This is a genomic window from Streptomyces albus subsp. chlorinus (assembly GCF_013302895.1).
Lineage (GTDB): Bacteria > Actinomycetota > Actinomycetes > Streptomycetales > Streptomycetaceae > Streptomyces > Streptomyces chlorinus.
On record NZ_VJOK01000001.1, the window covers coordinates 3,691,466 to 3,710,144 of the forward strand.

The 18,679-nt window shown below is 71.9% G+C and carries 10 protein-coding genes and 1 pseudogene; 10 read left to right on the plus strand and 1 reads right to left on the minus strand.

Going from position 1 to position 18,679, the window contains the following annotated elements; all coding sequences use genetic code 11:
• The 3 genes from FM076_RS16435 to FM076_RS16445 form a co-directional block, all read left to right on the plus strand.
• The coding region (locus tag FM076_RS16435; protein WP_243274535.1) for a transglycosylase domain-containing protein at nt 1-2,482 on the plus strand (2,482 nt) is incomplete at its 5' end.
• Nucleotides 2,483-2,621: 139 nt separating this feature from the next.
• On the plus strand, nt 2,622-4,184 hold the full coding sequence (locus FM076_RS16440) for a glycosyltransferase family 87 protein (RefSeq protein WP_428814883.1): 1,563 nt from the start codon (nt 2,622-2,624) through the stop codon (nt 4,182-4,184).
• Between the two features lie 80 nt (nt 4,185-4,264).
• Nucleotides 4,265-5,617 (plus strand): MFS transporter, encoded by a 1,353-nt coding sequence (locus FM076_RS16445; protein ID WP_173871518.1) that lies wholly within the window; start codon nt 4,265-4,267, stop codon nt 5,615-5,617.
• Here the strand turns inward: FM076_RS16445 and FM076_RS16450 are convergent.
• Nucleotides 5,583-7,040 (minus strand): CCA tRNA nucleotidyltransferase, encoded by a 1,458-nt coding sequence (locus FM076_RS16450; RefSeq protein WP_173874798.1) that lies wholly within the window; start codon nt 7,038-7,040, stop codon nt 5,583-5,585. The genes FM076_RS16445 and FM076_RS16450 overlap by 35 nt on opposite strands.
• 284 nt (nt 7,041-7,324) lie before the next feature.
• Here FM076_RS16450 and FM076_RS16455 point away from each other — a divergent pair, with 284 nt between their 5' ends.
• The 7 genes and pseudogenes from FM076_RS16455 to trxA all read left to right on the plus strand — a co-directional run bounded on the left by FM076_RS16455 (nt 7,325) and on the right by trxA (nt 18,624).
• Nucleotides 7,325-9,784, plus strand: coding sequence for a DUF6049 family protein (locus tag FM076_RS16455; protein WP_173871520.1), 2,460 nt, complete (start codon nt 7,325-7,327; stop codon nt 9,782-9,784).
• A gap of 38 nt (nt 9,785-9,822) precedes the next feature.
• Entirely contained in the window at nt 9,823-12,177 is a 2,355-nt protein-coding gene (gene murJ, locus FM076_RS16460) for a murein biosynthesis integral membrane protein MurJ (protein WP_173871522.1), read from the plus strand.
• 746 nt (nt 12,178-12,923) lie between these two features.
• Nucleotides 12,924-14,636 (plus strand): annotated as a pseudogene (locus FM076_RS16465) (protein kinase family protein); the annotation flags it as partial.
• 321 nt (nt 14,637-14,957) lie between these two features.
• A complete protein-coding gene (gene sigM / locus FM076_RS16470) occupies nt 14,958-15,740 on the plus strand; it encodes an RNA polymerase sigma factor SigM (RefSeq protein WP_173874799.1) in 783 nt (260 codons plus the stop codon).
• A complete protein-coding gene (locus FM076_RS16475; RefSeq protein WP_173871525.1) occupies nt 15,737-17,122 on the plus strand; it encodes a hypothetical protein in 1,386 nt (461 codons plus the stop codon). The genes sigM and FM076_RS16475 overlap by 4 nt, the downstream gene beginning before the upstream one ends.
• A 106-nt stretch (nt 17,123-17,228) precedes the next feature.
• Nucleotides 17,229-18,215, plus strand: coding sequence for a thioredoxin-disulfide reductase (trxB, locus tag FM076_RS16480; protein ID WP_173871527.1), 987 nt, complete (start codon nt 17,229-17,231; stop codon nt 18,213-18,215).
• A 79-nt stretch (nt 18,216-18,294) separates the two neighbouring features.
• Nucleotides 18,295-18,624, plus strand: a complete 330-nt coding sequence (gene trxA / locus FM076_RS16485; RefSeq protein ID WP_173871529.1) for a thioredoxin — start codon at nt 18,295-18,297, stop codon at nt 18,622-18,624.
• The last annotated feature ends 55 nt before the right edge of the window (nt 18,625-18,679 follow it).

Genomic DNA, 18,679 nt, shown 5'->3' on the forward strand with positions numbered 1-18,679 from the left:
GGCGGCGAACGCCCAGGCCGGCCGGCGCGGACACGGTGGCCGGGGCCGCGGACGCGGTGGGCCGGAGCGCAAACGCTTCATCGACTACCCGCGGGCGGGCAAGTACGGCCTGCGGCGCTGGGTGCCGTCCTGGAAGCTGGTCGGCGGGATGTGCCTCGGCTTCTTCACACTGATGTTCGCCGCCTTCGGCATCATCCTGTGGATGGTCCAGGTCCCCGACCAGGCCAAGGCGGACGCCCGCTCCCAGACCAACGTCTACTACTGGTCGAACGGGGAGCGGCTCGCGGTGGCCGGCGCCGAGGGCGAGAAGAACCGGCAGAACGTTCCGCTGAAGCAGATGCCGAAAGAACTGCAGAATGCCGTGATCGCCTCGGAGAACGCGTCGTTCTGGGAGGACTCGGGTGTCGACCCCGTGGGCATCGCCCGTGCGGCCTTCAACATGGCCACCGGCGGGGACACCCAGGGCGGCTCGACGATCACGCAGCAGTTCGTCAAGAACAACTACCTGACGCAGGAACAGACCATCAAGCGCAAGGTCACCGAGCTGTTCATCTCGATCAAAGCCGGTATGACCATGGACAAGAAGGACATCCTGGAGGGGTATCTCAACACGGCGTACTTCGGCCGTGGCGCCTTCGGCGTCCAGGCGGCCTCCCAGGCGTACTTCGGCAAGGACGTGTCCAAGATCGACGCCTCCGAGGGCGCCTATCTGACGACGCTGCTGAACGGCGCCGCCCTCTACGACCCCTACGAGGGCGACCAGAAGGCGAACGAGCAGCGCTCCCTGAAGAAGTGGCGGTCGGTCCTCCGGCGCGAGGTCGAGGTCCACATGCTCTCGGAGTCGAAGGCGAACGAACTGATCAAGCAGGGCCTGCCGAAGATCAAGCCGCCGAAGAAGGCCATGGACAAGCGGGGCCAGAAGGGCTATCTGATCGACCTGGCCAACCGGTATCTGGTCAACAACAACGTCCTCACCCGCGAGCAGCTCAACCGCGGCGGCTACCAGATCACCACGACCTTCAGCAAGAAGCGGACGTTCGCGCTGCGGGACTCGGTCAACGAGATCTACGACAAGAACATCGACCCGAAGAAGCGCCCGAAACTGGATACCCACGTCCAGTTCGGCGGTGCGTCGGTCGACCCGCGCGACGGCAAGATCGTGGCCTTGTACGGCGGCAAGGACTACATCAAGCACTTCACCAACAACGCGGATGAGACCGGTGTGCCGGTCGGCTCCACCTTCAAGCCGTTCGTCCTGGCCTCCGCCATGCGGGACGGGGTGCGCGACCGGTCCGGGCCGGCGGAGCAGTCCGCGGACATGCGCCGCCTGGTCAACCCGGACAGCAGTTACTACGACGGCCGCAACAAGCTGCTGGTCCGCAACTACGACGGGACGGTCTGGAAGAACGAGGAAGGCAAGATCTGGCGGCAGACCAACGACGGCAACGAGAGCTACGGCAAACCGTCGGAGGACTACCGCATCAATCTGCGTGAGGCCATGGTCCACTCGGTGAACACCCCCTACGTCCAGCTGGGCATGGACGTGGGCATTCCGACGGTCCGCAAGGCCGCCGAGGACGCCGGGCTGCTGAACTCCAGCCTCAACAAGTCCGACAGCCCGTCCTTCTCCCTGGGTATCTCGACCCCCAGCGCGATCCGCATGGCCGGCGCCTACGGCACCTTCGCGTCGCAGGGGGAGCAGCAGGACCTGTACTCCGTGACGAAGGTCCTCGACCAGGACGGCAAGAAGATCACCCTGCCGGAGCGCCAGAAGAAGAGGTCGTTCTCCCGGCAGGTGGCCAACAACGTCACTGACGTGCTCACGGACGTCGTCGACCACGGCACGGGCTCGGTGGCCAGACACCTGGGCCGCCCGGCGGCCGGCAAGACGGGTACGACGGACGGCAACAAGTCGGCGTGGTTCGTCGGCTACACCCCGCAGCTGTCGACGGCCGTGGGCATGTGGCGGATCGACGACAATGCCGAGGCCAAGGACCGCAAGTTCCTCAAGATGTTCGGTACGGGTGGCCAGGAGAAGATCCACGGTGCGTCCTTCCCGGCACAGATCTGGACCGCCTACATGCGGGAAGCCCTCAAGGGCAAGCCCGTCATGAAGTTCCCCAAGGCCGAGCCCATCGGGGACAAGGTCTACGGCCCGGGTGCGAGCCCGGACCCGACGCCGAGCACGTCCACCTCCACGACCGCGCCGCCCAAGGAGGAGCCCAGCGAGTCCCCGTCGGACAAGCCCAGCGAGTCGCCGTCGAACTCGCCCACGTCGAGCAAGACGAGCTGTCCGCCGCTGGACGACTCGTGCGACGGTGACAACGGCGATCCGGGCGGCGGGCCGGGCGGTGGTCCCGGCGGCGACGACGGTGGTCCCGGCGGCGGTCCCGGTGGGGAGACCGGAGACACAGGAGACGACGGGGACACAGGAGACCCGGGCCATATCTTCGGCGGCCCGCACGGCTCCCGGAGGGAGTGAGCGCTGCCCCACGGCCCCCGGTGGCCCCACGGCCCCCGGCTCGGATTCCGAGCCGGGGGCCGTTCCCGTACCAGGGCGGAGCCGTGCCGGGCGGGCCCGTACCCGGCGGTTGCGGTGGCCGTGGGCGGCGTGCGGCAGGATGTGCCCCATGACGAGCGCCCCCACCGACCGGACCCCCGCTCCGAAACAGCCACGGCGGCCCGCCGGTCCCTCCCCCACCGACGAGAGCGCCGCACCCCCTGTACGGCCCACCGACCAGGACGAGGTGGCGGCCGCGGCGAGCGAGGTGGCCGGGGGGCGCGCGGGCCGGCGCGCCGTGCACGGCACGGGCTGGTGGACCCCCCTCCGCACGGTGCTGGTGGCCGCGCTGGTGATGTTCCTGCTCGGCATGTTCCAGAAACTGCCGTGCCTGGAGGGTGCCTGGTTCTCCGGGCAGACCGCGCAGTACGTCCACGCCTGCTACTCCGACATCCCGCACCTCTACACCGGCCGCGGCTTCGCCGACGGACTCATCCCCTATCTCGACCGCATCCCCGACCGTGTCTCCGGCGGTATGGAGTACCTCGAATACCCCGTGCTGACAGGGGCGTTCATGCAGATCGCCGCCTTCCTGACCGTCGGCGGGGACTCGCTGCGGCAGGACCAGCAGATCTACTGGCTGGTCAACGCGGGGATGCTGCTGGTCTGCGCGGTCGTCCTGGTGGTCTGCGCGGTACGCACCCACCGCAACCGGCCCTGGGACGGCATGCTCGTCGCCCTCGCCCCCGGGCTCGCGCTGACGGCCACCGTCAACTGGGACCTGCTGGCCGTCGCCCTGACCGCCCTCGGCATGCTGCTGTGGTCCCGCTCGTGCCCACTGGCGGCCGGTGTGCTGATCGGCCTGGCGACGGCGGCCAAGCTCTACCCCGTCCTGCTGCTCGGACCGCTGCTGGTGCTGTGCTGGCGGGCCGGGCGGTGGAACGCGTTCGCACGCGCTGCGGGCGGCACCGTAGCCGCCTGGCTCGTGGTGAACCTGCCGGTGATGGTGCTGGCCCCGGCGGGCTGGGCGAAGTTCTACGCCTTCAGCCAGGAGCGCCCGGTGGACTTCGGCTCGCTGTGGCTGATCATCCAGCAGCAGACCGGCCGCGCGTTCGACGAGGCCAATGTCTACGCCATCATCCTGATGGCGGTGGGCTGCGCGGGGATCGCCGCGCTCGCCCTGTGCGCCCCCCGCCGGCCCCGCTTCGCCCAGCTCGCCTTCCTGGTCGTCGCCCTGTTCGTCCTGACCAACAAGGTCTACTCCCCGCAGTACGTGCTGTGGCTGATCCCGCTGGCGGCGCTGGCCCGGCCCCGATGGCGCGACTTCCTCATCTGGCAGTCCTGCGAGACGCTCTACTACGTGGGCATCTGGATGTACCTGGCCTACACGGGAAGCGGTGACAAGCACCAGGGCCTCCCCGAGGACGGCTACCAACTCACCATCGCCGCCCACCTGTTGGGCACCCTGTACCTGTGCGCCGTGATCGTCCGCGACGCGCTGCGCCCCGAACACGACCCGGTCCGCAGCAACGACGGCTCCGACGACCCCGGCGGCGGCGTCCTGGACCGGGCCCCCGATGCCTTCACCCTCAGCGCGTTCGCCCGCACCCCCGCGCACGAGCGGGCCCTGCCCACCGCCAACCGGACGCGGCACAGGGTGCGTTGGGGCGCGGCCCGGGAGTGAGGGCCGCCGCGTGACGGCGTCGGCCGCGACGTTTCACGTGAAACCACCGGAGCGGGACGCGGCTGTGTGAGGCTGGAGCCATGTCCGTCGCCCGTGACCTGCGCACCCTGCTCCGCTTCCCCGGATTCCGGAAGCTGCTGACGGTACGCCTGCTCTCCCAGCTCGCCGACGGTGTCTACCAGGTCGCACTGGCCGCATACGTCGTCTTCTCCCCCGAGAAGGAGACCTCGCCCGCCGCGATCGCCTCCGCGCTGGCCGTCCTGCTGCTGCCCTACTCCCTGCTGGGTCCCTTCGCCGGTGTCCTGCTGGACCGCTGGCGGCGCAGGCAGGTCCTCTTCCTCGGCAACCTGCTGCGCACCGCTCTCGCCGCCCTCACCGCCGCGTTCGTCTTCGGTGCCGTCCCGGAGTGGCTGGTCTTCCTCTCCGCGCTCACCGTCACCGCCGTCAACCGCTTCGTCCTCGCCGGACTGTCGGCCTCCCTCCCCCGCGTCGTGGACGGCGAGCGCCTCGTGCTGGCCAACTCCCTCTCCCCGACCGCGGGCACACTCGCCGCGACCCTCGGCGGCGGGGTCGCCTTCGTGGTGCGCGCCCTGGCCCCCGGCGCGGGCCGCGGCTCCGACGCCCTCGTCCTGCTGACGGGGGCGCTGCTGTACCTGCTGGGCGGGCTCGCCGCCCTGCGCATGGGCAAGGACCTCCTCGGCCCCGACCCCTCCGCCGTGCAACCCCGCGTCCTGGCCGCCGTCGCCGGCACCGCGCGGGGCCTGCTGGCGGGGGTACGCCACCTCGCCGCACGCCGGACGGCGGCGTACGCCCTGGGCTCCGTGACCCTGATGCGCTTCTGCTACGGGGCGCTGACGGTGACGGTGCTGATGCTGTGCCGGTACGCGTGGAACGACAGCGGCGCGGCCGACGGGGGGCTGGGACTGCTGGGCCTCGCGCTCGGCCTCTCGGGGCTCGGCTTCTTCACCGCCGCGGTCGTCACCCCCGCCGCCGCACGCCGGACGGGGGTCTTCGGATGGATGGCCCTGTGCGCGGGTGCCGCCGCGGTACTGGAACCCGCGCTGGGGCTGTCCTTCGCACCGGGGCCGGTACTGGTCGCGGCCTTCGTCCTCGGGCTGGTCACCCAGGCCGCGAAGATCGCCACCGACACCGTCGTCCAGACCGCGGTGGACGACACCTTCCGCGGCCGGGTCTTCTCCCTCTACGACATGCTCTACAACGTCGCCTACGTGGGAGCCGCCGGAGTCGCCGCACTGATACTGCCCCCCGACGGGCGCTCCGCCGTCATCGTGACGTCGGTGGCCGTGCTGTACGCGGCCCTCGCCGCCGCCCTCTTCCACGTTTCACGTGAAACACCGACGCCCGGGAAACCCGGCCCGGACGGGACGAGCGGGCGGGTCAGCCCTCCTGCTGCCGGGCCCACCACTTCTTGAGCTCCGCCACGGCGGCGTCGTGCCCCAGCGGACCGTGCTCCAGCCGCAGCTCCAGCAGGTGCTTGTACGCGCGCCCGACCTCCGGGCCGGGCCTGATGCCCAGCTCGCGCATGATCTCGTTGCCGTCGAGGTCGGGCCGGATCGCGTCCAGCTCCTCCTGTTCCTGGAGGCGCGCGATCCGCTCCTCCAGACCGTCGTAGGCGCGGGAAAGCGCCTGGGCCTTGCGCTTGTTGCGCGTCGTGCAGTCCGACCGCGTCAGCTTGTGCAGCCGGTCCAGCAGCGGGCCGGCGTCCCGGACATAGCGGCGCACCGCCGAGTCCGTCCACTCGCCGGTGCCGTACCCGTGGAAGCGCAGATGCAGCTCCACCAGCCGGGAGACGTCCTTGACCATCTCCCCGGGGTACTTGAGCGCGGTCATGCGCTTCTTCGCCATCTTGGCGCCCACCACCTCGTGGTGGTGGAAGGAGACCCGGCCGTCCTTCTCGAACCGGCGGGTCCTCGGCTTGCCGATGTCGTGCAGCAGCGCCGCCAGCCGCAGCGTCAGATCGGGGCCGTCGTCCTCCAGGTCGATGGCCTGGTCCAGCACGGTCAGCGAGTGCTCGTAGACGTCCTTGTGCCGGTGGTGCTCGTCCCGCTCCAGCCGCAGCGCCGGCAGCTCCGGCAGCACCCGCGCGGCGAGTCCGGTCTCCACCAGCAGCCGCAGCCCCTTGCGAGGCCACCGGCCCAGCAGCAGCTTGTTCAGCTCGTCCCGCACCCGCTCCGCCGAGACGATCTCGATGCGGTCCGCCATCTCCGTCATGGCGGCGACGACCTCAGGCGCGACATCGAAGTCGAGCTGGGCGGCGAAGCGTGCGGCGCGCATCATCCGCAGCGGATCGTCGGAGAACGAGTCGTGCGGCGTGCCCGGTGTCCGCAGCCGGCGGGCCGCCAGGTCCTCCAGGCCGCCGTGCGGATCGACGAACTGCTTCTCGGGCAGGGCGACGGCCATCGCGTTGACCGTGAAGTCGCGGCGGACGAGATCGTCCTCGATGGTGTCGCCGTAGGAGACCTCGGGCTTGCGGGAAGTGCGGTCGTACACCTCCGACCGATACGTCGTCACTTCGAGGACAAAGTCGGATTTCTTGATCCCCACGGTGCCGAAGGCGATGCCCACCTCCCACACGGCGTCCGCCCACGGCCGCACGAGCGCCAGCACGTCCTCGGGACGGGCGTCGGTGGTGAAATCCAGATCGTTGCCGAGCCGGCCCAGCAGGGCGTCGCGCACCGAACCGCCGACGAGGGCGAGGTGGAACCCGGCCTCCCGGAAGCGGCGCGCGAGCTCGTCCGCCACCGGCGAGACCCGTAGCAGCTCGCTCACGGCACGGCGCTGCGCCTCGCTCAGCGGCTCGGCCGCCGGACGGCTCGCGGAAGGCGCCGCGGGCACGGCGGGGGGCTGGTCCTGGCTGTCACTCTTGGCGTTCGGCACAGCAGCACAGGGTACGTTGCCCCACCCCCCGGGCGCGCGCCCGAGCCCATGGCGGACGGTGACCGGGCGCACCGGTGATCGGGTACGGGAACACTGGTGATCATGTAGTGGACGGCGCGGCACTTCCGCCCGTGAGGCATCGTTACCATCAGGGATCTGATCGGAGCCCCGTGGGTCCGCGTCAGAACGGCACGACCCCTTGCACCACCACCCAGCACCAAGCGACGACGACAGACGACGGGATGGACGAGCGCGTGGCCGAGGCGGCTGAGAGTCAGGCTCCCCCTGGCCGGAGGGGGACGAACCGCTGGAGGCGCCGCGCCGCGGTGCTCCTCCTCGCCGCACTCCCCGCCCTCGCGGGACTGCTCCTCCCGGCGCCCGCCGGCGCGGCGGTCCCGGCCGATGCCCCGGCCTCGGCGGCCCCGGCCGCCGCCTCGGCCCCCCAGGGCACCGGCTCCCGCAGCGCCCGCATCTCGGTGAACGAGGTCACCCCCGCCGTGCCCGGCGAGGGCGACACCCTCACCGTCAGCGGCACCGTCACCAACACCAGCGGCGCCGCGCTGACCCAGCTGCGGCTCACCCCCCGCATCGGCCCCTCCCTCGGCTCCCGCAGCGCCATCGAGCAGGCCGCCCGCCGGCAGGGCTACCTCTCCGGCGCCGACGGCACCGAGGTCTCCGGCGGCCACGGCGTGCGGCTCCCCGGCCTCGCCTCCGGCATCACCCGCTCGTTCACGCTCAAGATCCCCGTCAGTGATCTGCACCTGGGCGCCGACGGCGTCTACCAGCTCGGCGTCTCCCTCACCGGCCGGACCCGCACCCACCCCTACGACCAGGTCCTCGGCATGGGACGCACCTTCCTGCCCTGGCAGGAGGGCGGCCGCCCCACCACCCGGCTCACCTACCTGTGGCCGCTGATCTCCACCCCGCACGTCACGGCGCGCACCCTGTCCGACAAGCAGCAGACCCCGGTCTTCCGGGACGACTCGCTGGTCGACGAGCTGGCCCCCGGCGGACGCCTCCAGCAGATGCTGGAACTCGGCAAGGACCTGGACGTCACCTGGGTGATCGACCCCGACCTGCTGGCGAGCGTCGACTTCATGGCGGGCCGCTACCGGGTGCACAAGAGCGGCGGCGACCCGGACGAGACCGTCCCCGGCAAGGGCCAGGAGTACGCGCAGCGCTGGCTCGCCGACCTGCAGAAGGCGGTCCGCGGCAAGGAGGTCGTCGCCCTCCCGTTCGCCGACCCGGACCTGGCCTCGCTCGCCCACCGCGGCACCACCGTCCGGGGCGCCCTCAGCTCGCTGGGCCAGGCCACCACGCTGGCCAGGCGCACGGTGGAGACGGTGCTCCAGGTGAAGCCCACCACCGACTACGCGTGGCCCTACGAGGGCGCCGTGGACACCTCCATCGTGGACGTGGCCACCTCGGCGGGGGCACACAACGTCATCGCCCGCAGCGACAGCGTCCGCGACGCCGCGCTCTCCTACAGCCCCACCGCCGCCCGCCCCATCGGCAGCGGCAACACCGCGCTGGTCGCCGACGAGCGGCTCTCCACCGCCTTCGAGGGCGACCTGTCGCGGGCCGGCGCCTCCTCACGCGCCGTGCAGCAGTTCCTGGCGCAGTCCCTCGCGCTGGCCAAGCAGGCGCCCTCCCGCACGCGCAGCGTCCTGGTCGCCCCGCAGCGCATGCCGAGCGTCTCCCAGGCGCAGGCGATGGCGGCCGGCATCGAGGCGGTGAGCGACAGCGGCTGGTCCCGTACCAGCAGCCTGGCCGACACCACCCGGGCCAAGCCGGACCCGCGCGCTCAGCGCCGGATGCCCTCGCCGTCCTCCTACCCGGCGTCGCTGCGCCGCACGGAGCTGCCCACCGCCGCCTTCGAGCAGGTGCGCAAGACGAAGGACGGGCTCGACGACTTCATGGCGATCCTCAGCGACACCGGGCGGGTGATGCCGCCGTTCAGCACCGCCATAGACCGTGAGGTCTCCAACGCCTGGCGCGGCGAGGCCCGCGCCGCGCGCGGCTACCGCGACTCGGTGGAGGACTATCTGCTGGAGCTGCGGGGCGCGGTCAAGCTCATCAAGAAGTCGGACATCACCCTCTCCGGCCGTGAGGCCACCATCCCGGTCACCGTCCAGAACAACCTCGCCCAGGGTGTGGACGGGCTCGTCCTGGAGCTGCGCTCCAGCCGGGTGGGCCTGGATGTGGGCGACCCCAAGCGGGTCAAGGTCGACGGCGAGCACACCCAGTCCCTCAAGTTCGACACCACCGCCAAGAACAACGGCCGCGCCTACGTCTACGCCCAGCTCTACACGGAGGACGGCGATCGCTACGGCAAGGTGATGAAGTTCCAGGTCAACGTCACCTCCATCACCTCCACGGTGCTGCTGGTGATCGCTGGAGGCGTGCTGCTGATCGTGCTGGCGGGCATCCGGATGTACACCCAGCGCAAGCGCTCGGGCCCGGCCCCCGACCCGGACGCCCCGCTGGAGCAGCCGGAGGGCCCGGACGGTCCCGAGGGCCCGGATGGTCCGGACGGCGGCCAGGACGCCGACGGCTCCGACGACGGGGACGCGAACGGGAACGCGGACGCGGATGGCACGCGGGGCGGCTCGGAGGGCCGGTCCGAGGCGGACCGTGACGAGCGCGACACCGTACGGGAAAGCGACAACCCCCCCGCCACGGGTGAGAAAGTGGACCGTTGAGTCATCCGGGCGAGCAGGGGCAGGGGTAGGTAGCGACGATGAACGCGCCGTATGGCGGCGACCGGGGCCGGACCCCCGGTGACGGCTCCGGGCAGCCGGAGGACCCGTACGCGCGGGAGACGTATGCCCGCGACCCGTACGCCCGTGACCCGCACGAGGAGCGCGACCCCTCCGCCCAGGAGACGCAGGCGTGGCCGCGGTACCAGGGGGAGCGGTACCCCGAGCAGCAGCCGTACCCGCAGCAGCAGTACCCGGAGCAGCAGCCGTACCCGGAGCAGTACGCCCCCGCCCCCCAGGGCTCCGTCCAGGAGTTCCAGGCGCCGCCCCAGGCCCCGGCCCCGCAGTCACCCCGGACGCCCCAGGTGCCCCAGGCCCCGCAGCAGGGCGACGCCTTCGCCCACCTCTACCGGGACCAGGGCCACCCCGAGCGGCCCCACCCGCCCCAGCAGCCCGGACCCCACCAGCCGCAGCAGCCGCAGCAGTACGCACACCCGCGGCAGCCCCAGCACTCGCAGCACCCTCACCACGCTCAGCACCCTCAGCAGCAGCCGCAGGGCGGGAGCCACGACCAGCACCACGGCCCGCAGGGCCACCACCAGCAGCCCGCGTTCCACCCGGCGCCCACGCAGCCTCCCCCGCCGTATCCGCCGGAGCCGGGGGCGCCCGGGGCGGCCGAGGAGCCGTCGGCCCAGACCGTGAACCTCGGCACCGTCGTCCCCAAGGAGGCCCCCGCCGAAGCCGCCCCGGCGCCGGCCGCCGGCAAGGGGCGCGGGGGAGGGCTCCTCAAGTCCAGCGCCATCATGGCGGCGGGCACGATGGTCTCCCGCCTGACCGGCTTCATAAAGTCCGCGCTGATCGTCGCCGCGCTCGGCGGCGTCGGCCTGCTCGGCGACTCCTACCAGCTGGCCATCACGCTGCCCACGATGATCTACATCCTCACCGTCGGCGGCGGCCTCAACTCGGTCTTCGTCCCGCAGCTGGTGCGGGCGATGAAGGAGGACGACGACGGCGGCGAGGCGTTCGCCAACCGGCTGCTGACCCTCGTCACGGTCATCCTCGGCGGCCTCGCCGTGCTCGCCGTCTTCGCCGCCCCGCTCCTGGTGCGGGTGATGTCGTACCCCATCGCCAGCAACCCGCAGGCCGACAGCGTCGCGGTCGCCTTCGTCCGCTACTGCGTCCCCTCCATCTTCTTCATGGGCATCCACGTGGTGATGGGGCAGATCCTCAACGCCCGGGGCCGCTTCGGCGCCATGATGTGGACGCCGGTGCTCAACAACATCGTGATCATCGCCGGCATCGGCATGTTCATCGCCGTCTACGGCTTCTCCGGCGACTCGCACCTGACCGTCTCCACCATCCCGGACGAGGGCGTGCGGCTGCTGGGCGTGAGCACGCTGCTGGGCCTGGTGGTACAGGCGCTGGCGATGATCCCGTACCTGCGGGCCGTCGGCTTCCGCATCCGCCCGCGCTTCGACTGGCGCGGACACGGGCTCGGCAAGTCCGCCCGGCTCGCCAAGTGGACGACCCTGTTCGTGCTCGCCAACCAGGCGGGCGTCCTGGTCGTCTCCAACCTGTCCACCGCGGTCGCCGCCAAGGGCGGCGACTCGGGCTCCTACCTGGCCTACAGCAACGCGCAGCTCATCTGGTCGATGCCGCAGTCGATCATCACCGTCTCGGTGATGGCCGCGCTGCTGCCCCGGCTCTCCCGCTCCGCCGCCGACGGCGACACCGGCGCCGTGCGGGACGACATCTCCCAGGGGCTGCGCAACTCCGCCGTCGCCATCGTGCCCATCGCCTTCGGCTTCGTCGCCCTGGGCATCCCCATGTGCACGCTGATCTACGGCTCCTCCGGCATCGGCTCGGCCCGCTCGGTCGGCTACATGCTGATGGCCTTCGGCGTCGGACTGATCCCGTACTCCGTGCAGTACGTCGTGCTGCGCGCCTTCTACGCGTACGAGGACACCCGCACCCCGTTCTTCAACACCGTCATCGTCGCCGCCGTCAACGCCGCCGCCTGCGCGGCCTGCTACCTCGTGCTCCCCACCGAGTGGGCGGTGGTCGGCATGGCCGCCTCCTACGGACTCGCCTACATCATCGGCGTCGGCGTCGCCTGGCGCCGCCTGCGCAACCGGCTCGGCGGCGACCTCGACGGACGGCACGTGGTGCGGACGTACACCCGGCTGGCGGGCGCCAGCATCCCGGCGACGCTGGCCTCGGGCGCCGCCGCCTGGGGCATCACCCGTGTCCTGGGCAGCGGCATCGCCGGGTCCCTCGCCGCGCTGCTGGGCGGAGGGATCGTTTTGGCCGTGGTTTTCGTCCTAGCGGCGAAGCGCATGCGGATCGCGGAGATGACGGCGATGCTCGGCATGGTGCGCGCCAGACTCGGCCGGTGAGAACTCGGGCGGGAAACCGGCGTATACAACCATCATTCGCCCCCGCGTGTCGTGCATAGCGGAGAGGTGTAGGCACAATTGTTTTCGGCCGTTTCCAGGGGAGCGGCGTTACGGATGGGGAGGCAGGAACGACGGTGGCGGAACGGAGCACAGCCGCTGTCGGCGTGGCCGAGACCAGCGGCGAGAACGGCGAGCCGCTGACCGCCCAGCAGGACGGGGCCACGGGCGACGGTGCGACGGACGCGACGAACGGACACAGCCGCGGCGCCGGGACTCCCGCATTCACGGAGCCCCCGGCCGCCCCCTCCGGCTCCACACGCCCGGCCTCCCGGCCGAGAGCCACCCCGCCCGAAAGGACCACCGAGGACAAGCGGATCGACGACCATGCGGCGGACGCCTCCCAGGGCCCGGACGGCTCCACCGACGAGGACGCCGAGGACGCGTCCGAGGAGGGCTCCGACGACGACGCCTACGACGCCCCCGCCGACAGCCCCGTCACCTCCGCCTCTGCCGCCCCCGCCTCCGACAGCGCCGGAACCCACGCCGAGGACAAGGGCCGCCGCGAGAACAGCCGAGAGAACAAGGGCACCAAGGGGACGAGTACGGGCGCCGACGGCGCCGCCGCCAAGGGCACCGCGGAGAACAGCGCCAAGGGCAGTGCCGGGAAGAGCGCCGAGGACAGCGGCGGCACCGGGAAGGACGCCAAGGGCGATAAGGGCGATAAGAGCGCCAAGGACGACAAGAAGGCCAAGCGCGACAGCGAGGACTCCGAGGGCGCCAAGGACGGCGGCACGGACGGTGCCAAGGACGAGAAGGACGGCGCCAAGGACGCCAAGGGCAGCGGCAAGGAAGACAAAGGCGGCAGTAAGAACGGGAGCGGCGACGGCGGCTCCCGTGAGCGCTCCGCACAGCCGCCCGCCGAGGTGCGCGTCCCCGAGCTGCACAGCGGCCACAAGCTCGCCCGGCGCTACCGCCTGGAGGAGTGCGTCACGCGCCTCGACGGGTTCAGCAGCTGGCGCGCCGTCGACGAGAAGCTGCGCCGGGCCGTCGGCGTCCACGTGCTGCCCGCGGGCCACTCCCGCGCCCGCCAGGTGCTCTCCGCCGCCCGCTCGGCGGCGCTGCTCGGCGACCCCCGCTTCGTCCAGGTCCTCGACGCGGTCGAGGAGGACGATCTCGTCTACGTCGTCCACGAGTGGCTGCCCGACGCCGTGCCGCTCAGCGAGCTGCTCGCCACCGGCCCCCTGGAACCGCACGAGGCGTACCAGCTCGTCAGCCAGCTCTCCCAGGCGCTGAGCGCGGCGCACCGCGAGGGGCTGGCGCATCTGCGGCTGAACCCCAGCTGCGTGCTGCGCACCGGCATGGGCCAGTACCGCATCCGCGGGCTGGCGGTGAACGCGGCCCTGCGCGGGGTCACCAGCGAGCACCCGCAGCGTGACGACACCGAGGCCATCGGCGCCCTGCTGTACGCGGCGCTCACCCAGCGCTGGCCGTACGAGGAGGGCGCGCACGGGCTCCCGGGGGTCGGCTCGCTGGACCTGGGCACCCTCCCGGCGCCGGAGCAGGTGCGCGCGGGGATCCACCGGGGCCTGTCCACCCTGGCGATGCGGGCCCTGGTCAACGACGGCGCCACCGCCTCCCGCCAGGAGCAGCCCTGCGCCACCCCGGAAGAACTGGCCAAGGCGGTCTCCGCGCTGCCCCGCATCCGGCCGCCGGAGCCGGCCTTCACCGCTCCGCCCGTCTACCAGCGCCCCTCCTTCCAGAAGGGGCCCGGCGCCGCGGGCGCGGCGGCCGGGGTTCCGCCGGCCAGGCCGGGCGCCGAGCCCCCGGCACCCCCCGCCCTGCCGGGCCGTACCGGCAAGGTCCTCAAGTGGGGCGTCTCCGCGCTGCTGATCGCCGCGCTGGGGCTGGGCAGCTGGCAGGTCGCCGACGCGCTGCTGAAGGGCGACCCGGGCGAGAAGAGGGGCTCCAAGCAGGTCCAGGTGCACGAAGCCCCCGCGCCCACCGGCAGGCCCGTCAAGATCGAGGACGCCAAGGACTTCGATCCGCCGCCGCAGGGCGACGGCTCGGAGAACCCGCGCCAGACGCGGGAGGCGATCGACGGCAAGCCCAACACCTACTGGCGGACCCGCAACTACTACGGGCACGCCGACTTCGGCAATCTGAAGCCCGGTGCCGGGCTCATCCTCGACCTGGGCAAGGTCCAGCAGGTGAGCACCCTCAAGGTCGACTTCATCGGGAAGACCTCGGCCGACTTCCTCGCCGCGCCCAGCGACGTCGGCAGCATGCCCACGTCCCTGGGACAGTTCAGCAAGGTCACCAGCGGGTCGGGGGAGCACCTCACCCTGAAGGCGAAGAAGCCGATCAAGACGCGCTACGTCCTGGTATGGCTCACCGAACTCCCGCTCTCCACGGACGGCAACTACCGTGGTCGCGTCACGGAGGCCCAGGTCCTCAGCTAGTCCGGTTCCCGGACGGGGCGGGACCGGACGAGCCGGAAGGGACGGCAGGACCGGACGAGGCTGCCGGACGGGGCTCCGAGCGCGGGCTGTGGACGCCGCCGCCACCACGGGCGCGGCACGGGTGAGGGCAGGGCGAGGGGAGGGCCGATGGCGAGCGACGACGCGGCGCGCCGTCCGCCGCACCGGGGCAAGGACGACCGGGAACGGCCCGGACCGGCCGAGAAGCACGCGGAGACCGAGAAGCACACGGAGACCGAGGAACGCTCCGAGGCGGAATCGCGCTCCGAGGCCGGAGAGCGCTCCGTGACCGAAGAGCACTCCGTGACCGAAGAGCGCTCCGAGGCCGAATCGCGCTCGGAGGCGGCCGAGGAACGACGCTCCGAGGAGAAGAGACTCTCCAAGGAAGAGGACAAGGAGCTTCTCGCCCGCCATGTGGCGGGCGACCCCGACGCCTTCGGCGAGCTGGTCCGCCGCCACCGGGACCGTCTGTGGGCCGTCGCACTGCGTACGCTGGGCGACCGTGAGGAGGCAGCCGACGCCGTGCAGGACGCCCTCATCTCCGCCTACCGCGCGGCACACACGTTCCGGGGCAAGTCCGCCGTGACGACCTGGCTGCACCGCATCACCGTCAACGCCTGTCTGGACCGCGCCCGCAAGGCCGCCTCCCGCCGGGCAGCCCTGACCGACGACACCGAGCGTCTGGAGCAGGCGCTGGAGCCGCACGAGTCGGCGGCGGGACCGGTGGAGCGCCAGGACGTGCGGCAGCAGGTGGTGGCGGCCCTCTCCGAACTTCCCGCCGAGCAGCGTGCCGCGCTGGTGCTGGTGGACATGCAGGGCTACCCCGTCGCGGAGGCGGCCGAGGTGCTCGATGTGGCCGTCGGCACCGTCAAGAGCCGCTGTGCCCGGGGCCGCGCCCGCCTCCTTCCCCTCGTCTCGCATCTGCGCCCGAACGCCGGCGACGGCGGGAGCGACCGGGGAGGGGGAGGGAACCCGCCCACGGGAGCGTCCGTCCCAGCACCGAGAGACGCGCCGCGGCGGCCTCCACGACGCACCGCACAGGACATCACCGGCTCGGGGACCGTGAAAGGAGGGGGACAGGCATGACATCCACTCCTCTCCCGTTCGACGAGCACCCGGACGTCGCCGACATCTCCGCCCTCGACGAGGGCGTCCTGCCCGCCGAGCGCGAGCCCGACGTCCGCGCTCACCTCGCGGAGTGCGCGCTCTGCGGCGACGTACGTGCTTCGCTGGAGGAGATCCGGGCGACGCTGGGCGCGCTCCCCGGCCCGGTCCGGATGCCGGAGGACGTGGCCGACCGTATCGACGCGGCCCTGGCCGCCGAAGCGCTGCTCGGCACGGCCACCGACACCGGGGCCGGCAACGGGACCGACACCGCGGCGGAGACGAACGACGCTGTTTCACGTGAAACAGCGCTCCAGCCCCTCCCCTCGCCCGCAGCAGCGGACCCGAACCCGGTTCCGAGGCCGGACCCGGCTCCGGAACCGACCACGGATTCGGAACCGACCCTCGATTCGACACCGGCTCTGCGCTCGGATCAAGCCCCGTCTTCGGATCCGGACCCGTCCTCTGGCCTCGCCCCGGCCTCGGCGTCGGTCCGGGGCGGGAGTGCGGCCCCCGACGAGACCGCGCCCCGGAATGAGGTCTCCTCCCCGGGCGCCGTTTCACGTGAAACACGCCGCGCCCACACCGGCCCCCAGCCCACCCGACGCCGCCCCGGCGCCCTTCACCTCTCCACCCCCACCTCCGACCGCCCCTCCGGACATCCGTCCGGGACGTCCGGCACCTCCGGGCCGGGCCGGAGTGCGGGGGGCACCGGTCCCGGACGGGACGGGACCGGCGACCGCCGGGCCCGGCGACGCCGCAGGACGCTGCTCGCGGCAGCGGCCTCCCTGGCAGCGCTCGCTCTGGGCGGCATCGTCCTCCAGCAGACGCTGTCCAGCCCCGCACCTGCCCAGGTGAGTTCGGACGCCGTCGAATCGGCGCCCCGTACGCAGCCGCCCGGCGAGGCCCCCAGCGCCACCGGCTCCACCACCCCGGATACCGACACGGGCGACGATAAAGGGGACCAGCAGCTCCGCAAGCGCGTCCAGCGGCTCCTCTCCGACGAGACGAAGAAGCCGTCCGCCTCCGCCAGCACCACTCCGCCCGCGAAACCGAGCGAGTCCCCCACCGTGGGGACGAAGCGGAGCCCCGGCACCGACGGGAACACGCTGCGCGACGACGCGATCGGCGGGGGAGAGACGATCCCCTCGTGCGTACGGGACGGCATCGGCCGCTCGGAGACCCCGCTGGCCGTGGACCCCGATGCCACCTTCGCGAACCGGACCGGTTATCTGGTCGTCCTCCCCCACCAGGGCGGTGACCCACGGTGGGTGGATGCCTATCTGGTGGACCCCTCCTGTGTGAGCGCGGACCCCGCCGGACCGGGAAAGGTGCTGTTCAAGCGCACCTACCCACGCGGGTGACAGGCGGTCGCCGACGCGGGAATGTCCGGCCCGTAGGATCCGTTGGACGGGGTGCAAGCCTCGGCAGAAGATCCCGGATAGCAGTCGGCAGACAAGGAAGACTCCCGTGAGCGACGTCCGTAACGTCATCATCATCGGCTCGGGCCCGGCCGGATACACGGCAGCGCTCTACACCGCCCGCGCATCCCTGAAGCCGCTGGTGTTCGAGGGTTCCGTGACAGCGGGCGGCGCGCTGATGAACACCACCGAGGTCGAGAACTTCCCCGGCTTCCAGGAAGGCATCATGGGCCCGGAGCTCATGGAGAACATGCGGGCCCAGGCCGAGCGCTTCGGTGCGGAGCTGGTCGCGGACGACGTCACGGCCGTGGACCTGTCCGGCAAGGTGAAGACCGTGACGGACTCGGCCGGCACCGTCCACCGCGCCCGCACGGTGATCGTCGCGACCGGTTCCCAGCACCGCACGCTGGGCCTGCCGCAGGAGGAGGAGCTGTCCGGCCGGGGCGTCTCCTACTGCGCCACCTGTGACGGCTTCTTCTTCCGCGAGCAGCACATCGCCGTGGTCGGCGGTGGGGACACCGCCATGGAGGAGGCCACCTTCCTCTCCCGCTTCGCGGCCTCGGTCACCGTGGTCCACCGCCGGGACACGCTCCGGGCCTCGAAGGCGATGCAGGAGCGGGCCTTCGCCGACCCGAAGATCTCCTTCGCCTGGAACAGCGAGGTCTCGGAGATCCACAGCAAGGACGGCAAGCTGTCCGGCCTGACGCTGCGCGACACCGAGACCGGTGAGACCCGCGAGCTGGACGTGACCGGGCTGTTCGTCGCCATCGGCCACGACCCGCGCGTGGAGCTGTTCAAGGGGGTGCTGGACCTGGACGCGGACGGCTACCTCAAGGTGGACGCGCCCTCGACCCGCACCAACATCCCCGGCGTCTTCGCAGCGGGCGATGTCGTGGACCACACCTACCGGCAGGCCATCACCGCGGCGGGCACCGGCTGCTCCGCGGCGCTGGACGCCGAGCGTTTCCTCGCGGCGCTCACCGATGTGGACACCGAGGAGACCCCCGAGCCGGAGAAGACCGCGGCCGCCGCCTGAGAGACCGCCCCCGCACTCCCCTTCCGCCAGTTCCCACCCGACCCGACCCCGCAGTCAACACAGAATGAGGAGAAGCACCATGGCCGGTGCCACCGTGACCGCGACCGACGCCGACTTCGATGACGTCGTCCTCAAGAGCGACAAGCCCGTGCTGGTCGACTTCTGGGCGGCCTGGTGCGGCCCGTGCCGTCAGATCGCCCCCTCGCTGGAGGCCATCGCCGCCGAGCACGCCGACAAGCTGACCGTCGTGAAGCTCAACATCGACGAGAACCCGGGCGTCGCCGCCAAGTACGGCATCATGTCGATCCCGACCATGAACGTCTACCAGGGCGGTGAGGTCATCAAGACCATCGTCGGCGCCAAGCCGAAGGCCGCCATCGAGCGGGACCTCGCCGAGTTCCTCGGCTGAGCCCCCCTCTCGACCCCCCGCCCGCAGGGCACCGAAGGGGCGCGGTTTCACGTGA

Bases quoted from the DNA above. Each gene is read 5' to 3' on its own strand.
- FM076_RS16475 (WP_173871525.1), top strand. From the start codon at position 15,737: ATGACATCCACTCCTCTCCCGTTCGACGAGCACCCGGACGTCGCCGAC.
- FM076_RS16455 (WP_173871520.1), top strand. From the start codon at position 7,325: ATGGACGAGCGCGTGGCCGAGGCGGCTGAGAGTCAGGCTCCCCCTGGC.
- FM076_RS16440 (WP_428814883.1), top strand. From the start codon at position 2,622: ATGTGCCCCATGACGAGCGCCCCCACCGACCGGACCCCCGCTCCGAAA.
- murJ (WP_173871522.1), top strand. From the start codon at position 9,823: ATGAACGCGCCGTATGGCGGCGACCGGGGCCGGACCCCCGGTGACGGC.
- trxA (WP_173871529.1), top strand. From the start codon at position 18,295: ATGGCCGGTGCCACCGTGACCGCGACCGACGCCGACTTCGATGACGTC.
- FM076_RS16445 (WP_173871518.1), top strand. From the start codon at position 4,265: ATGTCCGTCGCCCGTGACCTGCGCACCCTGCTCCGCTTCCCCGGATTC.